The organism is Micromonospora sp. NPDC005806, from assembly GCF_042871425.1.
GTDB lineage: Bacteria > Actinomycetota > Actinomycetes > Mycobacteriales > Micromonosporaceae > Micromonospora.
Map to the genome: position 1 here is coordinate 1 of NZ_JBIAIL010000043.1, position 17,953 is coordinate 17,953.

The window sequence follows — 17,953 nt, forward strand, 5'->3', positions numbered from 1 at the left end:
CGGTGGCGGATCATTCCGCCGGCCGGGCGGCCCGTGGAGGCGGGCCAGGGGACCGCACTGGTTGCGGCGCGGTCAGCCATGTACAACGACCCGCGACCGCGCATCATTCCAGCGCCGGGGCCTTGGGCCACGCCCCACTAGGGCCGAACCCGGACACCGCCATCCGCGCGGACACCTGATCCGGACACCGGACCCAGAGCCACCCACCGCACCCGCTTCGTCCAAGATCCGCGCAGTTTCCCGGAACCTGTCCCCGCGCGAGGAGGCACCACTTTCCCCGAAATTGCGGGGATCTTGAGACGCCCGGCGCGTAGCCAGGCCTCGGAACGGCGGTGGGTGGGCGGACTTGAGACGTCCGTCGCGACCGCGCAGTTTCCACGAAAGTGCTGCCTCCCCGGCGCTGGGAGGCAGCACTTTCCCCGAAGTTGTGCGGATGTTGAGGCGGGGTGCCGCCCAACGCGCCCGTCAGTGGGTGTCGGCGGTGGTGTTCCGGGTGGGTTGGGTGGGGATGGTGGGGTGGGTCGGGGCCGCCGGCCAGGGGATATCCGGGGAGGGGTGGAAGGTGATGCCGGCGGTGGTCCAGCGCGGGCCGTGGCCGGCGAGCCGGTCCCGGAAGTCGTCCCAGTTGTGCGCGGACCGGGGCGACCAGCCCAGCTCGGCGATGGCGGGCAGGCGCGGGAAGAGCATGAACTCCACCTCGGCCAGCGTGGTGACCGATTCGGTCCAGAGCGGCGCCTCCACGCCCAGCACCGCCTCGGCCGGTACGCCGGTCAGGTGCGTGGCCGGGTCCCAGTCGTAGGCCCGGTGGACGTCGATGAGGCCGGCCCAGTCGTGCCCGATCGGGGTGTCCGGCGTGTACTTCATGTCCAGGTAGACGCGGTTACCGGGGGAGAGGATCAGTCGGGCGCCCCGGCGTACCGCGTCGGCGGTCTCCGGGTCGTCGCCGTTGGTGCCCCACCACTGGAGCACCCGCCCCTCGGCGTGCGCGGCCGGGGCGAGTTGGTGCCAGCCGACCACGGTCTTCCCGGTGGCGCGCACGATCCCCTGCGCCCGCTCGACGAAACCGGTGTACGTCGCGCCCTTGACCTTGAACGCCTCGTCGCCGCCCAGGTGCAGCCACGGCCCGGGGGTCAGCGCGGCCACCTCGCCGATCACGTCGGCGACGAAGTCGTACGTCCGCTCGTCGGCGGGGTCGACGTAACTGAAGCCGACCTCGGTGCCGGTGTACGGCGGTGGCGCGATCTTGCCGGGCGCCAGCTCGGGGTAGGCGACCAGCGCCGCATTGGTGTGGCCGGGCAGGTCGATCTCCGGCACCACGGTGACATGACGGCGGGCGGCGTACGCGACGATCCGCCGGTAGTCGGCCTTGGTGTAGTACCCGCCGGGGCCGCCACCCACCTCGGTGGCGCCGCCCTCCTCGGCGAGCCGGGGCCAGGAGTCGACGGCGATCCGCCAGCCCTGGTCGTCGGTGAGGTGCAGGTGCAGGTGGTTGAGCTTGTACCGGGCCAGGTGGTCGACCACCCGCAGCACGTCGTCGACGGCGAAGAAGTGTCGGGCCACGTCGAGCATGGCGCCGCGGTAGGGGAAGCGCGGCCGGTCGACGATCGTGCCGCCGGGCACCGCCCAGCGTTCGGCGACCGGGGTGGCGCTCTCGATCGGCGCCGGGAGGAGCTGCCGCAGTGTCTGCGCGCCGTGGAAGAGCCCGGCCGGGGTGGTCGCGCTGATCCGGACCTCGTCCTGGGTCACGTCGAGGTGGTAGCCCTCGTCGCCCAGCTCCCCAACGCCCGGCAGATCGGCGCCGTGCGCCGTCCCGGCGCCGGACAGCGTCAGCACCAGCAGGCCGGCGGGCTCGGCGTGGGGGGTGGCGTCGCCGACCGGGAGCGGGTGGCCGGTGGCGGGGCGCAGCCAGTCGGCGAGCTGCTCGGCGACGTCCCGGGCGGGCGGGCTGACCAGGATCACCGCGTCCTCGGGCAGCAGGAAATCCGCCGTGGGGTCGGGCGTGACCCGGTCCGGGGCGGGGACCACGTCGGCCAGCCGGACCGGCGCGGGCGGGGCGAGCAGGTCGCCGGCCGCGCGGGCGGCGGTGCGGGCCAGTTCGGTGGCGGCCGGCTGGTGGGTGGGGAGGCCGGCCGGGTCGAGCGGTTCGGGCCCGGTCTCGGAGGGGGCGGCGGGGATGGTCGACACGGCGACGGCTCCGGGGTGTATTTGCGCGGGATATGGCAAAGGTCAGGTTCAGCAAAACCAGTGCGTCAAGAGTACGAGGGGAATCGGAATTGCGTGATCGTGCGCGTGGAAGCGTTCCCAACAACCGGTACGGACGCGGATAGTGGTGACGGCTGTGCCGATTGTCACCGAACGGTCCCAGGCCACTCGATGTTCGCTTAACCTTCGCCCACCGATCGCTGACGACACCGGGATTACCGGTGGTTGGTCTCGGGGTATGTCCGAACTGAACCTTCGTTAAGTGTCAATGGCGCGCGTTGGAGGCTCTGGTGGCAGCGCAAGAGACGGTCGATCACAAGTACGTCTACGACTTCGCCGAGGGCAACAAGGACCTCAAGGACCTGCTGGGTGGCAAGGGGGCCAACCTCGCCGAGATGACCAATCTCGGCCTGCCGGTCCCGCCCGGCTTCACCATCACCACCGAGGCCTGCAAGGCGTACCTGGCGACCGGCCAGGAGCCGGATGGGCTGGCCGGCCAGATCGAGGCGCACCTGGAGTCCCTGGAGCGCGGCATGGGCCGCAAGCTCGGCGACCCGGACGACCCGCTGCTGGTCTCGGTGCGCTCCGGGGCCAAGTTCTCGATGCCCGGCATGATGGAGACCGTCCTCAACGTCGGCCTCAACGATCGGAGCGTCGTCGGGCTGAGCGCGCAGGCCGGCGGCAACGACCGGTTCGCCTGGGACTCGTACCGGCGCCTGATCCAGATGTTCGGCAAGACCGTCTGCGAGGTGCCGGGCGAGGAGTTCGAGCACGCCATCGATGACGCCAAGCGGGCCAAGGGCACCGACAACGACCTCGACCTGGACGCGAACGACCTGCGCGGGCTGGTCGACGCGTTCAAGAAGATCTTCGCCAAGCACACCGGGCGGGAGTTCCCGCAGGAGCCGCGGGAGCAGCTCGACCTGGCCATCCGCGCGGTCTTCGACTCGTGGAACGCCGAGCGCGCGGTGGTCTACCGCCGGCAGGAGCGCATCCCGGCCGACCTGGGCACCGCGGTCAACGTGGTGGCCATGGTCTTCGGCAACCTCGGACCCGACTCCGGCACCGGCGTGGCCTTCACCCGCGACCCGGCCAGCGGCGCGCAGGGCATCTACGGCGACTACCTGGCCAACGCTCAGGGCGAGGACGTGGTCGCCGGCATCCGCAACACCGTGCCGTTGCAGGAGCTGGAGCGGATCGACAAGAAGTCCTACGACGAGCTGCTCGACTACATGGCCCGGCTGGAGGGGCACTACAAGGACCTCTGCGACATCGAGTTCACCATCGAGCGCGGCAAGCTCTGGATGCTCCAGACCCGGGTCGGCAAGCGGACCGCCGCCGCCGCGTTCGTCATCGCCGGTCAGCTCGTCGACGAGGGCCTGATCGACCTCAACGAGGCCCTGCACCGGGTCAACGGCGCGCAGCTCGCCCAGCTGATGTTCCCCCGGTTCAAGCTGGACCACGACTTCGAGCCGGTGGCCAAGGGCATCGGCGCCTCCCCGGGCGCCGCCGTCGGCAAGGTGGTCTTCACCTCGGCCCGGGCGGTCGAGCTGGCCGGCGAAGGGGAGCCGGTGATCCTGGTCCGCCGGGAGACCAACCCGGACGACCTGAACGGCATGATCGCGGCCAAGGGCATCCTCACCTCGCGCGGCGGCAAGACCAGCCACGCCGCCGTGGTGGCCCGGGGCATGGGCAAGACCTGCGTCTCCGGCGCCGACGAGCTCGAGGTCAACATCCCGGCGAAGAAGTTCACCGTCGCCGGGCAGACCGTCAACGAGGGCGACGTCGTCTCCATCGACGGCACCACCGGCAAGGTCTACCTCGGTGAGGTGCCGGTCATGCCATCCGAGGTGGTGCAGTACTTCGAGGGCACGCTCGACCCGGAGCAGACCGACGACGCGCTGGTCCGGGCCGTACACCGGATCATGATGCACGCCGACACCACGCGGCGGCTGCGGGTTCGGACGAACGCCGACACCGGTCCGGACGCGGCGCGGGCGCGGCGGTTCGGGGCCGAGGGCATCGGCCTGTGCCGCACCGAGCACATGTTCCTCGGCGACCGGCGGGAGTTGGTCGAGCGGCTGATCCTCGCCGGCACCGACGCCGAGCGGGAGGACGCCCTCGCCGCCCTGCTGCCGCTGCAGCGCGAGGACTTCATCGCGATCTTCCAGGAGATGGACGGCCTGCCGGTCACCGTCCGGCTGATCGACCCGCCGCTGCACGAGTTCCTGCCCCCGCTGGAGCAGCTCGCGGTCAACGTGGCGGTCGCCCAGGAACGCGGCGAGGACGTGGCCAAGGAGGAGGCGCTGCTCGCCGCCGTCCGGCGGATGCACGAGGAGAACCCGATGCTCGGTCTGCGCGGCGTCCGGCTCGGCCTGGTCATCCCCGGCCTGTTCGCCATGCAGGTCCGCGCGATCGCCGAGGCCGCCGTCACGGTCGTCCGGGACGGCGGGACGGCCTGCCCGGAGATCATGGTCCCGCTGGTCGGCGCGGTCCAGGAGCTGGAGACGGTACGCGCCGAGGCCGAGAAGATCATCGCCGAGGTGGTCGGGAACAGCGGCGTCGAGGTGCTGATCGGCACCATGATCGAGGTGCCCCGGGCGGCGCTGACCGCCGGGCAGATCGCCGAGGCGGCCCAGTTCTTCTCCTTCGGCACCAACGACCTCACCCAGATGGGTTGGGGCTTCTCCCGCGACGACGTCGAGGGTGCGTTCTTCTGGCGCTACCTGGAGCTGGGCATCTTCGGCATCTCGCCGTTCGAGTCGATCGACCGGGAGGGCGTCGGCCGGCTGGTCCGGATCGCCGCCGAGGAGGGCCGGGCCGCCCGGCCCGAGCTGAAGCTCGGCGTCTGCGGCGAACACGGCGGCGACCCCGACTCGGTGCACTTCTTCCACGAGGTCGGCCTCGACTACGTGTCCTGCTCGCCGTTCCGCGTGCCGGTAGCGCGGCTGGAGGCCGGCCGGGCGTCGGTGACCACCACCGGTTCCGACTCCCGCTGACCCGTGTGACACAACCGGGGCCGTCGGCGCTCAATGTCGACGGCCCCGCGCTGCCTCTCCGGCCTCACCGGGGGAGCCATCCGGGGCCGCCGGGCGTAACCTGAGCGCGCACTTGTCGATCACAGGGAAGGGTGGCTGCATGTCCAGCGTCTGGGAGAACCTGATCGTCGACGCCCGCGACCCGTCCCGGCTCGCGCACTGGTGGGCGGAGGCGCTCGGCTATCAGGTGGTCACCGACGCGCCGGACGAGGTGGAGATCCGCCGTACGCCGGACGTGCTGCCCGCCATCGTCTTCGTGCCGGTCGCCGACGCGAAGCAGACCAAGAACCGGCTGCACATCGACCTGCGCCCCGACGACCAGGAGGCGGAGGTCGAGCGGCTGGTCGACATGGGCGCCCGGCACGTGGACGTCGGGCAGGGCGACGTCGGGTGGACGGTGCTGGCCGACCCCGAGGGCAACGAGTTCTGCGTGCTGCGACCGCGGAAATGACGGGTTGAGCGTGGGTCTCGCCGCTGACGACGCGGCGCGCCCGGTCACCGAGGCGCCCAAGGACACCGGGTACGGGCGGTCGCCGTACGAGCGGGACCGGGCGCGGGTGCTGCACTCGGCGGCGTTCCGCCGGCTCGCCGCGAAGACCCAGGTGCACACCGCGGGCACCGACGACTTCCTGCGTACCCGGCTGACCCACTCGCTGGAGGTGGCGCAGATCGCCCGGGAGATGGGCGCCCGGCTGGGCTGCGACCCGGACGTGGTGGACACTGCTGGGCTGGCGCACGACCTCGGGCACCCGCCCTTCGGGCACAACGGCGAGGACGCGCTGGACGTCCTCGCCGCGGACTGCGGCGGCTTCGAGGGGAACGCGCAGACGCTGCGGGTGCTCACCCGGCTGGAGGCCAAGGTGCTCGGCCCGGACGGTCGCTCCGCCGGGCTCAACCTCACCCGGGCCTCGCTCGACGCGGTCGGCAAGTACCCGTGGGAACGCCGCCCCGGCCGGCGCAAGTTCGGGGTGTACGCCGACGACCGCCCGGTCTTCGACTGGGTGCGCGCCGGTGCCCCGCCCGGCGACCGGTGCTGCCTCGAGGCGCAGGTGATGGACTGGGCCGACGACGTGGCGTACTCGGTGCACGACGTCGAGGACGGCATCCACGGTGGGTACGTCAGCCTGCGCCCGCTGCTGACCGACCCGGAGGAGCGGCGGGCGCTCTGCGCCGACGTGGCGGCCGCGTACTCCGGGGAGGCCCCGGAGGACCTCGGCGAGGTGCTGGCCGAGCTGCTGGCCGAGCCGGTGCTCGCTCCGCTCGCCGCGTACGACGGCAGCCACCGCGCCCTCGCGTCGCTGAAGACCACCACCAGCGTGCTCACCGGCCGGTTCGTCGCCACCGTGGTGGCCGCCACCCAGGAACGTCATGGCCCCGGCCCGCACCGCCGGTACGCCGCCGACCTGGTGGTGCCGCGCCGGATCCGGGCACAGTGCGCGCTGCTCAAGGGCATCGCGCTGCGCTACGTGATGCGCCGACCCGGCGCCGGTACCCGGTACGCCCAGCAGCAGCAGATCCTCGCCGAGCTGGTCGCCGCCCTGCTCGACCGGGCGCCGGACGCGCTCGACCCGGTCTTCGCCCCGCTCTGGCGGGACGCCCCGGACGACGCCGCGCGGCTGCGGGTGGTGATCGACCAGGTGGCCTCGCTCACCGACCCGGCCGCCCTGTCGTGGCACGCCCGCCTGGTCCCCGCGCCCTGACCGGTTGGGAGAGCGCCGGCGACTTAGGCTAGCCTAACTGGTATGACGGAGCGCCCGAAGAAGGTCACCGCCGCCACGGTCGTCCGGACCGAGCGGCCCACCCCGCATCTGATCCGGCTGGTGCTGGGCGGGGAGGAGCTGGCCGGCCTGCCGGTGGGCGCGTACACCGACCACTACGTCAAGTTCGTCTTCCCGCCCGCCGGGGTGGTCTACCCGCACCCGACGGACCTGGCCACCATCAAGCGCGAGTTCCCGGCCGAGCAGTGGCCGCGGCTGCGGGCGTACACGGTGCGCCGCTGGGACGCGACCGCCGGCGAGCTGACCATCGACGTGGTGCACCACGGCGACGAGGGGCTGGCCGGGCCGTGGGCGGCCGCGCTGCGTCCCGGCGACCCGGTGCTCTTCACCGGCCCCGGCGGGGCGTACGCGCCGGACCCGGCGGCCGACTGGCACCTGCTGGCCGGGGACGAGAGCGCGCTGCCCGCGATCGCCGCCGCCCTGGAGCGGCTGCCGTTCGGCGCCCCGGCGCAGGTCTTCGTGGAGGTCGACGGCCCGGCCGACGAGTTGCCGCTGGTCAGCCCCGGCGCGGTCGAGCTGCGCTGGCTGCACCGGGCCGGCCGCCCGGTGGGTGAGGCGCTGGTCGAGGCGGTCCGGGCGCTGGACTTCCCGTCCGGGGCGGTGCACGCCTTCGTCCACGGCGAGGCGACCTTCGTCAAGGAGCTGCGCCGGCTGCTGCGGGTCGAGCGCGGGGTGCCGCGCGGGGCGCTGTCCATCTCCGGCTACTGGCGGCGCGGCCTGGACGACGAGGGCTGGCGCTCCACCAAGCGAGCCTGGAACGCCCAGGTCGAAGCCGAGGAAACCGCGGCCCTCCCGGTCTGACCCGCCCGAGTTCCCGGCGCTGACCTGTCGCCTTCGCGACCGAGAGCGGGTGTACCTCGACATGTAGTAGACATGCTACATTCCGCGGTATGACTGCGGTCGAACTCCCGGGCGTCACCGAGACTCCCCACCCCCCCGACGAGGACCTGGTCCTCGACGTCCGCGACCTGCGCATGCGCTACGGCACCACGGACGTGCTGCACGGGGTCGACTTCACCGCCCGGCGCGGCGAGGTGCTCGCCCTGCTCGGGCCCAACGGCGCCGGCAAGACCACCACGATCGAGATCCTGGAGGGCTTCCGGATGCGCTCGGCGGGGGAGGCCCGCGTCCTCGGCGTCGACCCCGGCCGGGGCGACGAACGCTGGCGCGCCCGGCTGGGCGTGGTGCTCCAGTCGTGGCGGGACCACGGCAAGTGGCGGGTCCGTGACCTGCTGGTCCACCTGGGCGCCTTCTACACGCCGTACACCACCGACCGGATCCCCCGCCCCTGGCCGGTCGACGAGCTGCTGGACGCCGTGGGCCTCACCCCGCACGCGGGCAAGCGGGTGCACCAGCTCTCCGGCGGCCAGCGTCGCCGGCTCGACGTGGCGGTGGGCATCGTGGGCCGCCCGGAGCTGCTCTTCCTGGACGAGCCGACGGTCGGCTTCGACCCCGCGGCCCGGCGCGAGTTCCACGAGCTGGTGCACCGCCTCGCCGACCTGGACGAGACCACCATCCTGCTCACCACGCACGACCTGGACGAGGCGGAGAAGCTGGCCGACCGGATCCTCATCCTGGCCGGCGGCCGGATCATCGCCGACGGCTCGCCGGACGAGCTGGCCCGCCGGGTCGCCGGGGACGCGGAGATCCGCTGGACGCGGGACGGGGAGCGCTTCGTGCACTCCGCGGCCGACGCCACCGGCTTCGTCCGGGACCTGCTCCGGCAGTACGGCGACGAGGTGCAGGAGCTGGAGGTCCGCCGGGCCAGCCTGGAGGACGCGTACATGGCACTGGTCTACGAGCAGGAGTCGGGGGTCCGGGCCGGCCGGGCCGCCCGGGTGTGGCAGCAGGGGAGCGACCGATGAACCCGACCACGGCGGCCGTCCGGGCCGGCCTGCAGCGCGGCCTGATCGAGCTGCGCAACACCTTCACCAACGGCCAGGACCTGTGGAACTACTTCTTCCCGACCACCGTCCTGCTGGTGACCATGTTCTTCATGCGCGGTTCCACCGTGCCCGGCACCACCTTCTCGCTCGGCGCCCGTACGCTGCCCAGCGCGCTCGGGATGGGGCTGGCCTTCGGCGGCATGATGGTGCTCGCCTCGCAGCTGGTGGTCGAGCGGGAGGACGGCACGCTGCTGCGGGTGAAGGCCACCCCGAACGGCATGCTCGGCTACCTGATCGGCAAGATCGTCCTGCTCTCCACGGTGGCGCTGCTGAGCATGTTCCTGCAGCTCCTCCCCGCGGTGTTCTTCCTGGACGGGCTCGAGCTGTCCCGCCCGGGCGCCTGGCTCGCCCTGCTCGCGGTGGCGGTGCTCGGCCTGGTCGCCACCCTGCCCATCGGGGCGGTCCTCGGCTCGCTGATCGAGAACCCGCGCAACCTCGGGCTGGTCATGCTGCCGACGATAGGGCTCATCGCGCTCTCCGGGATCTTCTACCCGATCAACGGCTACCCGGGCTGGTTGCAGGCCATCGCCCAGGTCTTCCCGGTCTACTGGCTGGGCCTGGGCATGCGGTCGGCCCTGCTGCCCGACGGCATGGCGGCGGTCGAGCTCGGCGGGTCCTGGCGGCACCTGGAGACCGTCGGGGTGCTCGGCGCCTGGGCCGTGCTCGGGCTCGTCCTGGCTCCCGTCGTGCTGCGGCGGATGGCGCGCCGGGAGTCCGGTTCCCGGATGGCCGCTCGCCGGGAGCGGGCCATCCAGCGGGTCGGATGAGCGGCGCCGATGAGTGAGACCGTGTACAACCGGATCGCCGTGCTGCGGGCCGAGCGGGGCATCTCCCGGCGGCAGCTCGCCGATGCGCTGGGCGTGCACTACCAGACGGTCGGCTACCTGGAACGGGGCGAGTTCCGGCCCAGCCTGCACCTGGCGCTGCGGATCGCCGCGTACTTCGAGGTGCCGGTCGAGGTGGTCTTCTCCATCGAGCCGTTCCCCCGGATCGGGGACGCCACGGGAGCCGGCCGCTCGGCCTGACCAGTCGGACGGGGGTACGGGCGGTGTCCGCCACACGCCCGTGCCCCCGACGCCGGATCGTCGGTCCGGCAGGGCAGGATGTACGCCGAGGAGGTGGCGGAGATGGCGGGGCGGATCCGGGACGAGGACATCGCGCTGGTCCGCGAGCGCACCTCGATCGCCGAGGTCATCTCCGACACAGTGACCCTGAAGTCCGCCGGTGGCGGCAACCTCAAGGGGCTGTGCCCGTTCCACGACGAGAAGAGCCCGTCGTTCAACGTCTCGCCGGCCCGCAACGTCTGGTACTGCTTCGGCTGCGGGGCCGGCGGCGACGCGATCAAATTCCTGATGGACGCCGAGCATCTCAGCTTCATCGAGTCCGTCGAGCGGCTCGCCGCCCGCGCCGGCATCCAGCTCCGGTACGTGGAGGACGACCGCTCCGCCCCGCGTACCCGGCCGCAGCAGGGGCAGCGGCAGCGGCTGGTCGCCGCGCACGCCGCCGCCGTGGAGTTTTACCGGGCGCAGCTCAGCACCGCCGGCGCCCGGCCCGCCCGGGAGTTCCTGGCCCAGCGCGGCTTCGACCGGGCCGCCGCCGAGCGGTACGGCTGCGGCTTCGCCCCGGACGCCTGGGACCTGCTCACCAAGCACCTGCGCCAGCAGGGCTTCACGCACGACGAGCTGGTGACCGCCGGGCTGTCCCGCCCGTCCCGCTCGGGGAGCCTGATCGACCGGTTCCGCCGGCGGCTGCTCTGGCCGATCCGCGACCTCACCGGCGACGTGATCGGCTTCGGCGCGCGGAAGCTCTTCGACGACGACGACGGCCCGAAATACCTCAACACCCCCGAGACGCCGATCTACAAGAAGTCGCACGTCCTCTACGGCATCGACCAGGCCAAGCGGGAGATCGCCAAGCAGGGCAAGGTGGTCGTGGTCGAGGGCTACACCGACGTGATGGCCTGCCACCTGGCCGGCGTGCCGACCGCGGTGGCGACCTGCGGCACCGCCTTCGGCGCGGACCACATCGGGGTGCTGCGCCGGCTGCTGCTGGACACCGACGCGGTGGCGGGCGAGATCATCTTCACTTTCGACGGGGACGCGGCCGGTCAGAAGGCCGCGCTGCGCGCCTTCGAGGACGACCAGCGATTCGTCGGGCGTACCTTCATCGCGGTCAGCCCCGACAGCATGGACCCGTGCGAGCTGCGGCTGGCCAAGGGGGACCTGGCGGTCCGCGACCTGGTCGCCCGCCGCGAGCCGCTGGTCGACTTCGCGCTCCGGCACATGATCAACCGGTACGACCTGGACACGGTCGACGGCCGGGTGGAGGCGATGCGCCGGGCCGCCCCGCTGGTCGCCAAGATCAAGGACCGGGAGAAGCGCCCCGAGTACGTCCGCAAGCTCGCCGGTGACCTCGGCATGGAGATCGAGCCGGTGCAGCGCGCGGTGCTGGCCGCCGCAGCCGGGCAGCCGGCCGGCGGGGCCACCGGCCCGGCCCGCTCCGGCCCGGTCACCCCGACCCTGGACAGCCCGCAGTCGATGGTCGAGCGGGAGGCGCTGAAGCTCGCCCTCCAGGAGCCGGTGCTGGCCGGCCCGATGTTCGACGCGGTCGAGGCCGGCGAATACCGGCACCCCGTGCACCAGGTGCTGCGGGCGGCCGTCGCGGCGGCGGGCGGGGTGGCGACCGCCACGGGCGGCGCGGTCTGGATCGAGCAGGTCCGGGACGCCTGCGACGACCTGGCCGCCCAGGCGCTCGTCGGCGAGCTGGCCGTCGAGCCGCTGCGGATTGACGGCGAGCCCGACCCCCGGTACGTCTCGATCACCATGGCCCGCCTCCAGTGGGGCTCGGTCACCGGCCGGATCAAGGACCTCAAGTCGAAGATCCAGCGGATCAATCCGGTGAGCAACAAGGACGAGTACTTCGCGCTCTTCGGGGAACTGCTCTCGCTGGAGCAGCACGCGCGGGCGCTGCGCGAGCAGGCCGCCGGAGGGCTCTGATGGGACTCTTCAACCGCAAGCCGAAGCTGCCGCCCGCCGACCGGCCGCCGCTGGCCGCCGAGGAACGGGTGCTCGCCTGGGCCGCCGCCGGCAACGGCGAGGGCGACGGCGTGGTGGTGGCCAGCAACCTCGGGCTCTGGCTGCCCGGCCGGGGGCACCGGATCGGCTGGCACGACATCCTCAAGGCGGTCTGGTCCGGCCGTGAGCTCACCGTCACGCCGGCCGAGCGGGTCGCCGAGCGGGACGGCTACCTGGTCGTGGCGGACTGCCCGGCCGAGACGTACCTGCTGCTCGACCCGGGCGAGCTGCCGCACCAGGTGCGGGCGCGGGTGACCCGCTCGGTGGCGTACACCGCGCACCACCCGGTGCCCGGCGGCGCCGGCCGGATCGCCGCCCGGCGGATGCCCGGCGTCGACGGGCTGACCTGGACGGTCCGCTACGACCCGGGCACGCCCGCCGACGACGCGGTGGCGGCCGAGACCGACCGGCTGGTCGCCGCGGCCCGGGCCGCCACCACCCCCGCCGACGTCTGACCCGCTCAACCGACGGGCGATCCGGCGTCGATCAGGGCAACGCCCAGGTTGGCGAGGAACCGGGTCAGCTCGGCACGTTGCTGGAACAGGGTGGCGAGGTCGTCCGACGGCGGCGCTCCGAGCAGCTCGAACGGCATCGACGTGAGTCCGGCGCGGACGACCAGGCTGCCGACATACCCGTACGCGACGTCTGCCGGGTCGGCTTCGACACCCTGCGCGGCCATGCCGGCGACGAATGCCGGTACGAGGCTGTCGTGGATCGCTGGCAGCGTCGCGGCGGTCAGCAGTCCGCTGTGCGCGAGACCGATGAGGAGTTGCCCGAGGTCGAACCCGATGGCCTGCGGGGACTGGAAGGAGATGTCCATAGCGACGAACTGGTCGGGAGAGTCCCGGGGCACCAGCAGGTTCTGCGGACTGGCATCGCCGTGTGGCACGGCCTGCGGCAGCGCGTCGAGTCGGTCGAGCACGACGGGCAGTGCGGTGGCGATCCGGCGCAGATCCGCACGAAGGTGCCGGTCGACCACGGCCCCGACGAGCGGATCGCGCCACACGCCGTCGTCGTCGAGCGTGGGCAGCGCCCCGTGCTTGACCCGGTTCTCGGTATAGCGGCGTAGGCCGTATCCGGGCGGCAGGCCGGTGCGGCCGAGGATCTCCGGGGTGCCGCGCAGCGCGGCGAGGCCGCCCAGGACGTACGCCGCCCGGACGAACATGTCCCGGTCCCAGACGTCGTAGCCGAGCGCGTCGACGTCCTCCATCCACACCAGCAGCCGGTCGTCGCCGAGGTCGGTGATCTGATACAGCTGCGGGATGCGCAGTCCCGCCGGCAGTCGGCCGGCGAAGGGCTCGTCCCACGCGGCGAGTTCCATCCGCCACTGGAACTCGTTGCCGAACGGGACGCGGAGGTCCTCCGGGAGCAGGTGCAGGCGGGGCCAGTGCCGCACGTGCTGCAACAGCTTGACGAAGATCGACCAGCTGTGCCCGCCGGCGGCCTGCCCGTGCACGCGCAGCAGCGCGCCGGTGGCGGGGGACCCCGACTCGTAGTGCACGTCCTCGACGCGCCACCTGCCCGGCTCGACCCGCTCGCCGAACGCGGCCAGCGAGGCGGCCGCCACATCCTGTTCCAGAAGCTCAACGGTCATGGCGTCCGCCCGAAGAGTAAGGTCAGGTAACCTGACGACCTGAGAAAATAGTACGGTTGCCTGATGAGTTCGGTCAACGACGAAATCCCACCCCACGTCATCGACCTACTCGGTCGCGCGCTCACCGTGGCGAAACGCGCGATGGAGGCAGAGGTGGCCGATCAGCCGCACCACCTGCGCGGATCGCACCTGCGGCTGCTGTCGCTCACCCCGCCCGAGGGCATGCGCCCGACCCAGTTGGCCACGCGCGTCGGGATGACCAAGCAGTCGCTCGGCGAGTTCGTCACGACGATGCAGGAGGCGGGTTTTCTGCGCGTGGAGCCGGATCCGCGCGACGGCCGCGCACGCATCGTCCGGCCGACCGACAAAGGCCTTCAGCTGCAGGCCCGGATCCTGGACAGACTCGCGCAGACCGAGCAACGGTGGCGAGAGGCCATCGGGCCGCGAAACTGGGCGACGTTCCGCACGGTCCTGGCGCGGATCGCCGCCGAGAAGTGACGGTCATCCGGCCGACCGTCGACGTGCGGCGAGGACGCGGTGGTCGGGAAACTCGGTGGGGAGTGTCGGACCCGGCCGTTAGGGTCGGCCGGTGACCACTGCTCAACCACTCATCCAGGCACGGGGGCTGGTGAAGCGGTTCGGCGACTTCACCGCCGTCGACGGCATCGACGTGGCGGTCCGCCCCGGGGAGGCGTTCGGCTTCCTCGGACCGAACGGCGCGGGCAAGTCCTCCACCATGCGGATGATCGGCTGCATCTCCCCGCCTACCGGTGGCGAGCTGCGCATCCTCGGCATGGATCCGGTCCGCGACGGCCCCGCGATCCGCGCCCGGCTCGGCGTCTGTCCCCAGCTCGACAACCTCGACCCCGAGCTGACCGTCCGGGAAAATCTGACCACCTACGCCCGCTACTTCGGCATCCCCCGTCGGGTGGCCCGGGAGCGGGCGAACGAGCTGCTCGACTTCGTCCAGCTCACCGAGCGTGCCGACGGCAAGGTCGAGCCGCTCTCCGGTGGCATGAAGCGCCGGCTCACCATCGCCCGCGCGCTGGTCAACGAGCCGGAGATCGTGCTGCTCGACGAGCCCACCACCGGGCTCGACCCGCAGGCCCGGCACCTGGTCTGGGAGCGGCTGTTCCGGCTCAAGCAGCAGGGCGTCACGCTGGTCCTCACCACGCACTACATGGACGAGGCGGAGCAGCTCTGCGACCGGCTGGTGGTGATGGACGGCGGCCGGATCGTCGCCGAGGGGTCGCCACGCGCCCTCATCGAGCAGCACTCCACCCGGGAGGTGGTGGAGCTGCGCTTCGCCGCCGAGTCGCAGGAGGCCTTCGCCGGCAAGCTGGGCGGCCTGGGGGAGCGGGTCGAGGTGCTGCCCGACCGGATCCTGCTCTACGTGGCCGACGGCGACACGGCGGTCGCCGAGGTGTCCGCGCGCGGTCTCGTGCCGGCCAGCGTCCTGGTCCGGCGCAGCAGCCTGGAGGACGTCTTCCTCCACCTCACCGGCCGCACCCTGGTCGACTGATCAACGGGCTCTGGCCCAGGTCAGGAAGCGGTTGGCCAGGGCTTCCGGTGGAGCTTGGTCGGTCCGGCCCCGATCGCCCGGCCGGTGCTGACCTGCTAACCGAGAGTGACATGCCAGCGGCCCGGGGGCTCCGACACGGAAAGTGATCGGCAGTGTCGCCCGAGCGTCCCCCTTCACCGGGCCACTCGGCCCGGGAAAGCCGAGGAGCTGGTTCTTCGTACTCGATCCCCGTCCACCACACCACCCCCTCGCGAGCGGATAGGGGTTTGGCCGGCGGGGGAGGGGTCACGATCGGTGACCGCCGGATCCGCGGCCGTCCGGGTGGTGCCACCGTGCCGCGCCGGCATCGGTTCCCTACGCGTGGCCGCCTGTGGTGACGGTGCCGATGGTCAACCGTGGTTCGCCGTCGGGAATCTCCCCGATACGCCGCGCCTGGTCGTCAAGTTCTTGGCGCTCGGCAGCGGTGAGCGCGGTCAACGGTTCGACCGTGATGTGCAGCTTGCGTCCGGAGCGGCGGTAGTGCCAGATGCCGGAAACGGTGCCGTCGATGAGCAGTACCGGAAAGGTGCCAGCCTGGCCGCCGGAGAGCGCGCGTTGCGCGGCAGGTCCGGGGAAGAGCCGCTCACGGGGATAGCAGCCGACGGTGTAGGCGTCGAAGTACGGCAGTAGCCGCACCCCGTGCGGTGGCACGGGTGCCGGCGCGGTGTCGCCGGCCGGGACCCAGGCGACAGTGCCGGCGACATCGACCTGTTGCAATTCGCCGGCGAGGGAGTCGAACAACTGGGTCGCCCAGCGGCGAGGTGCGGACAGCCACTGCGCGAACTGCTGCGGTGTGGCCGGCCCGTACACGTGCAGGTAGCGCCGGACCAGGCCGGCGAGGGCGTCCGGTGCCGGGGCAGGCTGGAATCCTGGCAGCCACCGTTGCGGGCTGGTGTAGGTGACCTTCCGCCCCCGGTTCGGGCCGAAACACAGCGCGCCGCGGTGTGCGGCAAGGTGCATCGCCTGTCGCCAGCGCGGCCACATGCCCCCGAACGCCGGCACCACCGGGTCGGCGGCCCAGGAGTCGGTGCGGGCGGTTACTGCCGCGGTGAGTTCGCCGATGGTCAGTTCCGCGTCTGCCAGTGCTTCCGCCACCGCCGCGACGACCTCGTCGGCCTGGTCAGGGGTCAACCGCGCGTCGGCGGGCATGCTGTTCGAGGATGGTGGCAACGCGCCGAGCGCACCGGTCCACAGTGGCAGCTCACGCGCCGGTAGCAGGTGCACGGTACCGCGGGGGCCGAACGTCTTGACCAGGCTGCGTTCGCCCCACAGCGCGTTGCGGATGTCGTTGCGGGTGGCACCGGCTACGCGCAGCCCGATGGACACCTCAGCGGCGGAGAGCATTTGAGCGTGCGCGCCGCACATGGCGGCAACGGCATCGGCTGGTCGGCCGCGTACCGGAGCGGACAGCCCGTGCCGGTCGAGCCGCCGGCCCCACACATCGGGCCAGGACAGCCGCGGCACCACGGTGGAACGGTTGGTCATCGAGCACGCCTCTCGGTGTCGTGGTTCGGGTGGGCGGTCACGCAATTCGGGTTCCGTGACTGTCCCGCCGGCCCGGATCGGGCGGTCCGGGCCGGCGAAACGTCCGCCTGTCTGGCTGCCGTCAGCGGAACTGGCGGAAGAACTTCCGCACGTCGCCGACCAGGAGGTCGGGTGCTTCCATGGCGGCGAAGTGCCCGCCGCGGCTGAATTCGGCCCAGTGCACCACGTTGTGGTCGCGCTCGGCGAGGGGCCGGATGGTGATGTCGTTGGGGAACACCGCCACCGCGGTCGGTACTGGTGAGCGTGGCTGGACCTGGCCCCAGGTGCGGGCGCCCTCGTAGTAGATGCGGGCGGCGGATCCGGCTGTGCCGGTCAGCCAGTACACCGAAACGTCGGTGAGGATCAGGTCGCGGTCGACAGCGTCTTCGGGTAGGCCGGCGCTCGGGTCGGTCCATTCCTTGAACTTCTCGACGATCCACGCCAGCTGCCCGACCGGTGAATCGGTGAGAGCGTACGAGATGGTCTGCGGCCGGGTTGACTGGACGATGGCGTACCCGCTCATGTCCCGGCCCCAGGTCGTCATGAACGCGAGGCGGGCCTGGTCGGCCTCGGTGAGGCCGACCAGCTCGGCCGGATCGCCGGAGGGGAATGTGCCCAGGTTGTTGACGTGCACGCCGATCACATGATCGGGGTCGATGCGGCCGAGTTCGGGGGAGACGACCGCCCCGGTGTCGCCGCCCTGCGCGCCGTAGCGGTGGTAGCCGAGGCGGTTCATCAGCTCGGCCCAGGCGCGGGCCACCCGGCTGGTGTCCCAGCCAGGGCTGGCGAGCGGGCTGGACAAGCCGAAGCCGGGCAGCGACGGGGCCACGACGTGGAAGGCGTCGGCGGGGTCGCCGCCATGCCGGACGGGATCGGTCAACGGGCCGATGATCTTCATGAACTCCACGACCGAGCCGGGCCAGCCGTGGGTGAGGATGAGCGGCACCGCCCCCGGCTCGGGCGAACGCACGTGCAGGAAGTGCACGTTCTGTCCGTCGATGACGGTGGTGAACTGGGGAAATTCGTTCAGCCGTGCCTCGTGGGCGCGCCAGTCGTATTTGGTCTGCCAGTAGTCGGCCAGATCTTTCAGGTAATCCAGCGGCACCCCGGCCTCCCAGCCGGCGCCGGGCACCTCGTCCGGCCAACGGGTGTGGGCGAGCCGGTGGCGCAGGTCGTCGAGGCGATCCTGGGGAATTTCGATCCGGAACGGGGTGATCTGTTCGCTCATGAGCACCA

General features: G+C 72.1%; 15 protein-coding genes. 11 read left to right on the forward strand and 4 right to left on the reverse strand.

The features are described from left to right. Positions 1-465: 465 nt before the first annotated feature. Complete coding sequence (locus tag ACFYOS_RS30440) at positions 466-2,184, reverse strand: beta-N-acetylhexosaminidase (protein WP_387148888.1); 1,719 nt, start codon at positions 2,182-2,184, stop codon at positions 466-468. 308 nt (positions 2,185-2,492) lie between these two features. On the opposite strand from ACFYOS_RS30440, the gene ppdK reads away from it, so the two are divergent. The 9 genes from ppdK (at position 2,493) to ACFYOS_RS30485 (ending at position 12,493) form a co-directional block, all read left to right on the forward strand. After that, on the forward strand, positions 2,493-5,201 hold the full coding sequence (gene ppdK, locus ACFYOS_RS30445) for a pyruvate, phosphate dikinase (RefSeq protein WP_387148890.1): 2,709 nt from the start codon (positions 2,493-2,495) through the stop codon (positions 5,199-5,201). Between the two features lie 139 nt (positions 5,202-5,340). Further along, positions 5,341-5,691: a VOC family protein gene (locus tag ACFYOS_RS30450; RefSeq protein ID WP_387148892.1), complete on the forward strand. Its 351-nt coding sequence runs from the start codon at positions 5,341-5,343 to the stop codon at positions 5,689-5,691. A gap of 10 nt (positions 5,692-5,701) precedes the next feature. Continuing rightward, entirely contained in the window at positions 5,702-6,940 is a 1,239-nt protein-coding gene (locus ACFYOS_RS30455) for a deoxyguanosinetriphosphate triphosphohydrolase (protein ID WP_387148894.1), read from the forward strand. Between the two features lie 42 nt (positions 6,941-6,982). Continuing rightward, a complete protein-coding gene (locus tag ACFYOS_RS30460; protein WP_387148896.1) occupies positions 6,983-7,819 on the forward strand; it encodes a siderophore-interacting protein in 837 nt (278 codons plus the stop codon). Positions 7,820-7,908: 89 nt separating this feature from the next. After that, the gene (locus tag ACFYOS_RS30465) at positions 7,909-8,883 is read left to right on the forward strand and encodes an ABC transporter ATP-binding protein (protein ID WP_387148899.1); all 975 of its coding nucleotides are present in this window, start codon (positions 7,909-7,911) and stop codon (positions 8,881-8,883) included. After that, entirely contained in the window at positions 8,880-9,731 is an 852-nt protein-coding gene (locus ACFYOS_RS30470; RefSeq protein ID WP_387148901.1) for an ABC transporter permease, read from the forward strand. Before ACFYOS_RS30465 ends, ACFYOS_RS30470 begins: the two co-directional genes overlap by 4 nt. Positions 9,732-9,740: 9 nt before the next feature. Next, positions 9,741-9,989, forward strand: coding sequence for a helix-turn-helix transcriptional regulator (locus ACFYOS_RS30475; protein WP_387148903.1), 249 nt, complete (start codon positions 9,741-9,743; stop codon positions 9,987-9,989). A gap of 78 nt (positions 9,990-10,067) precedes the next feature. After that, on the forward strand, positions 10,068-11,960 hold the full coding sequence (dnaG, locus tag ACFYOS_RS30480; RefSeq protein WP_387148906.1) for a DNA primase: 1,893 nt from the start codon (positions 10,068-10,070) through the stop codon (positions 11,958-11,960). Further along, entirely contained in the window at positions 11,960-12,493 is a 534-nt protein-coding gene (locus ACFYOS_RS30485) for a hypothetical protein (protein ID WP_387148909.1), read from the forward strand. The genes dnaG and ACFYOS_RS30485 overlap by 1 nt, the downstream gene beginning before the upstream one ends. Before the next feature lie 5 nt (positions 12,494-12,498). Here the strand turns inward: ACFYOS_RS30485 and ACFYOS_RS30490 are convergent, their stop codons facing one another. Beyond that, the gene (locus tag ACFYOS_RS30490) at positions 12,499-13,632 is read right to left on the reverse strand and encodes a hypothetical protein (RefSeq protein WP_387148911.1); all 1,134 of its coding nucleotides are present in this window, start codon (positions 13,630-13,632) and stop codon (positions 12,499-12,501) included. Between the two features lie 63 nt (positions 13,633-13,695). Here ACFYOS_RS30490 and ACFYOS_RS30495 point away from each other — a divergent pair, with 63 nt between their 5' ends. Both ACFYOS_RS30495 and ACFYOS_RS30500 read left to right on the forward strand, forming a co-directional pair. Next, the gene (locus ACFYOS_RS30495; protein WP_387148914.1) at positions 13,696-14,130 is read left to right on the forward strand and encodes a MarR family winged helix-turn-helix transcriptional regulator; all 435 of its coding nucleotides are present in this window, start codon (positions 13,696-13,698) and stop codon (positions 14,128-14,130) included. 91 nt (positions 14,131-14,221) lie between these two features. Next, positions 14,222-15,154 (forward strand): ABC transporter ATP-binding protein, encoded by a 933-nt coding sequence (locus tag ACFYOS_RS30500; RefSeq protein WP_387148916.1) that lies wholly within the window; start codon positions 14,222-14,224, stop codon positions 15,152-15,154. Between the two features lie 354 nt (positions 15,155-15,508). Here the strand turns inward: ACFYOS_RS30500 and ACFYOS_RS30505 are convergent, their stop codons facing one another. Continuing rightward, positions 15,509-16,678 carry a winged helix DNA-binding domain-containing protein gene (locus ACFYOS_RS30505; protein WP_387148919.1) on the reverse strand — a complete coding sequence of 390 codons (1,170 nt, stop codon included), beginning with the start codon at positions 16,676-16,678 and terminating at the stop codon, positions 15,509-15,511. 121 nt (positions 16,679-16,799) lie between these two features. Further along, a complete protein-coding gene (locus ACFYOS_RS30510; protein WP_387148987.1) occupies positions 16,800-17,933 on the reverse strand; it encodes an epoxide hydrolase family protein in 1,134 nt (377 codons plus the stop codon). Between the last annotated feature and the right edge of the window lie 20 nt (positions 17,934-17,953).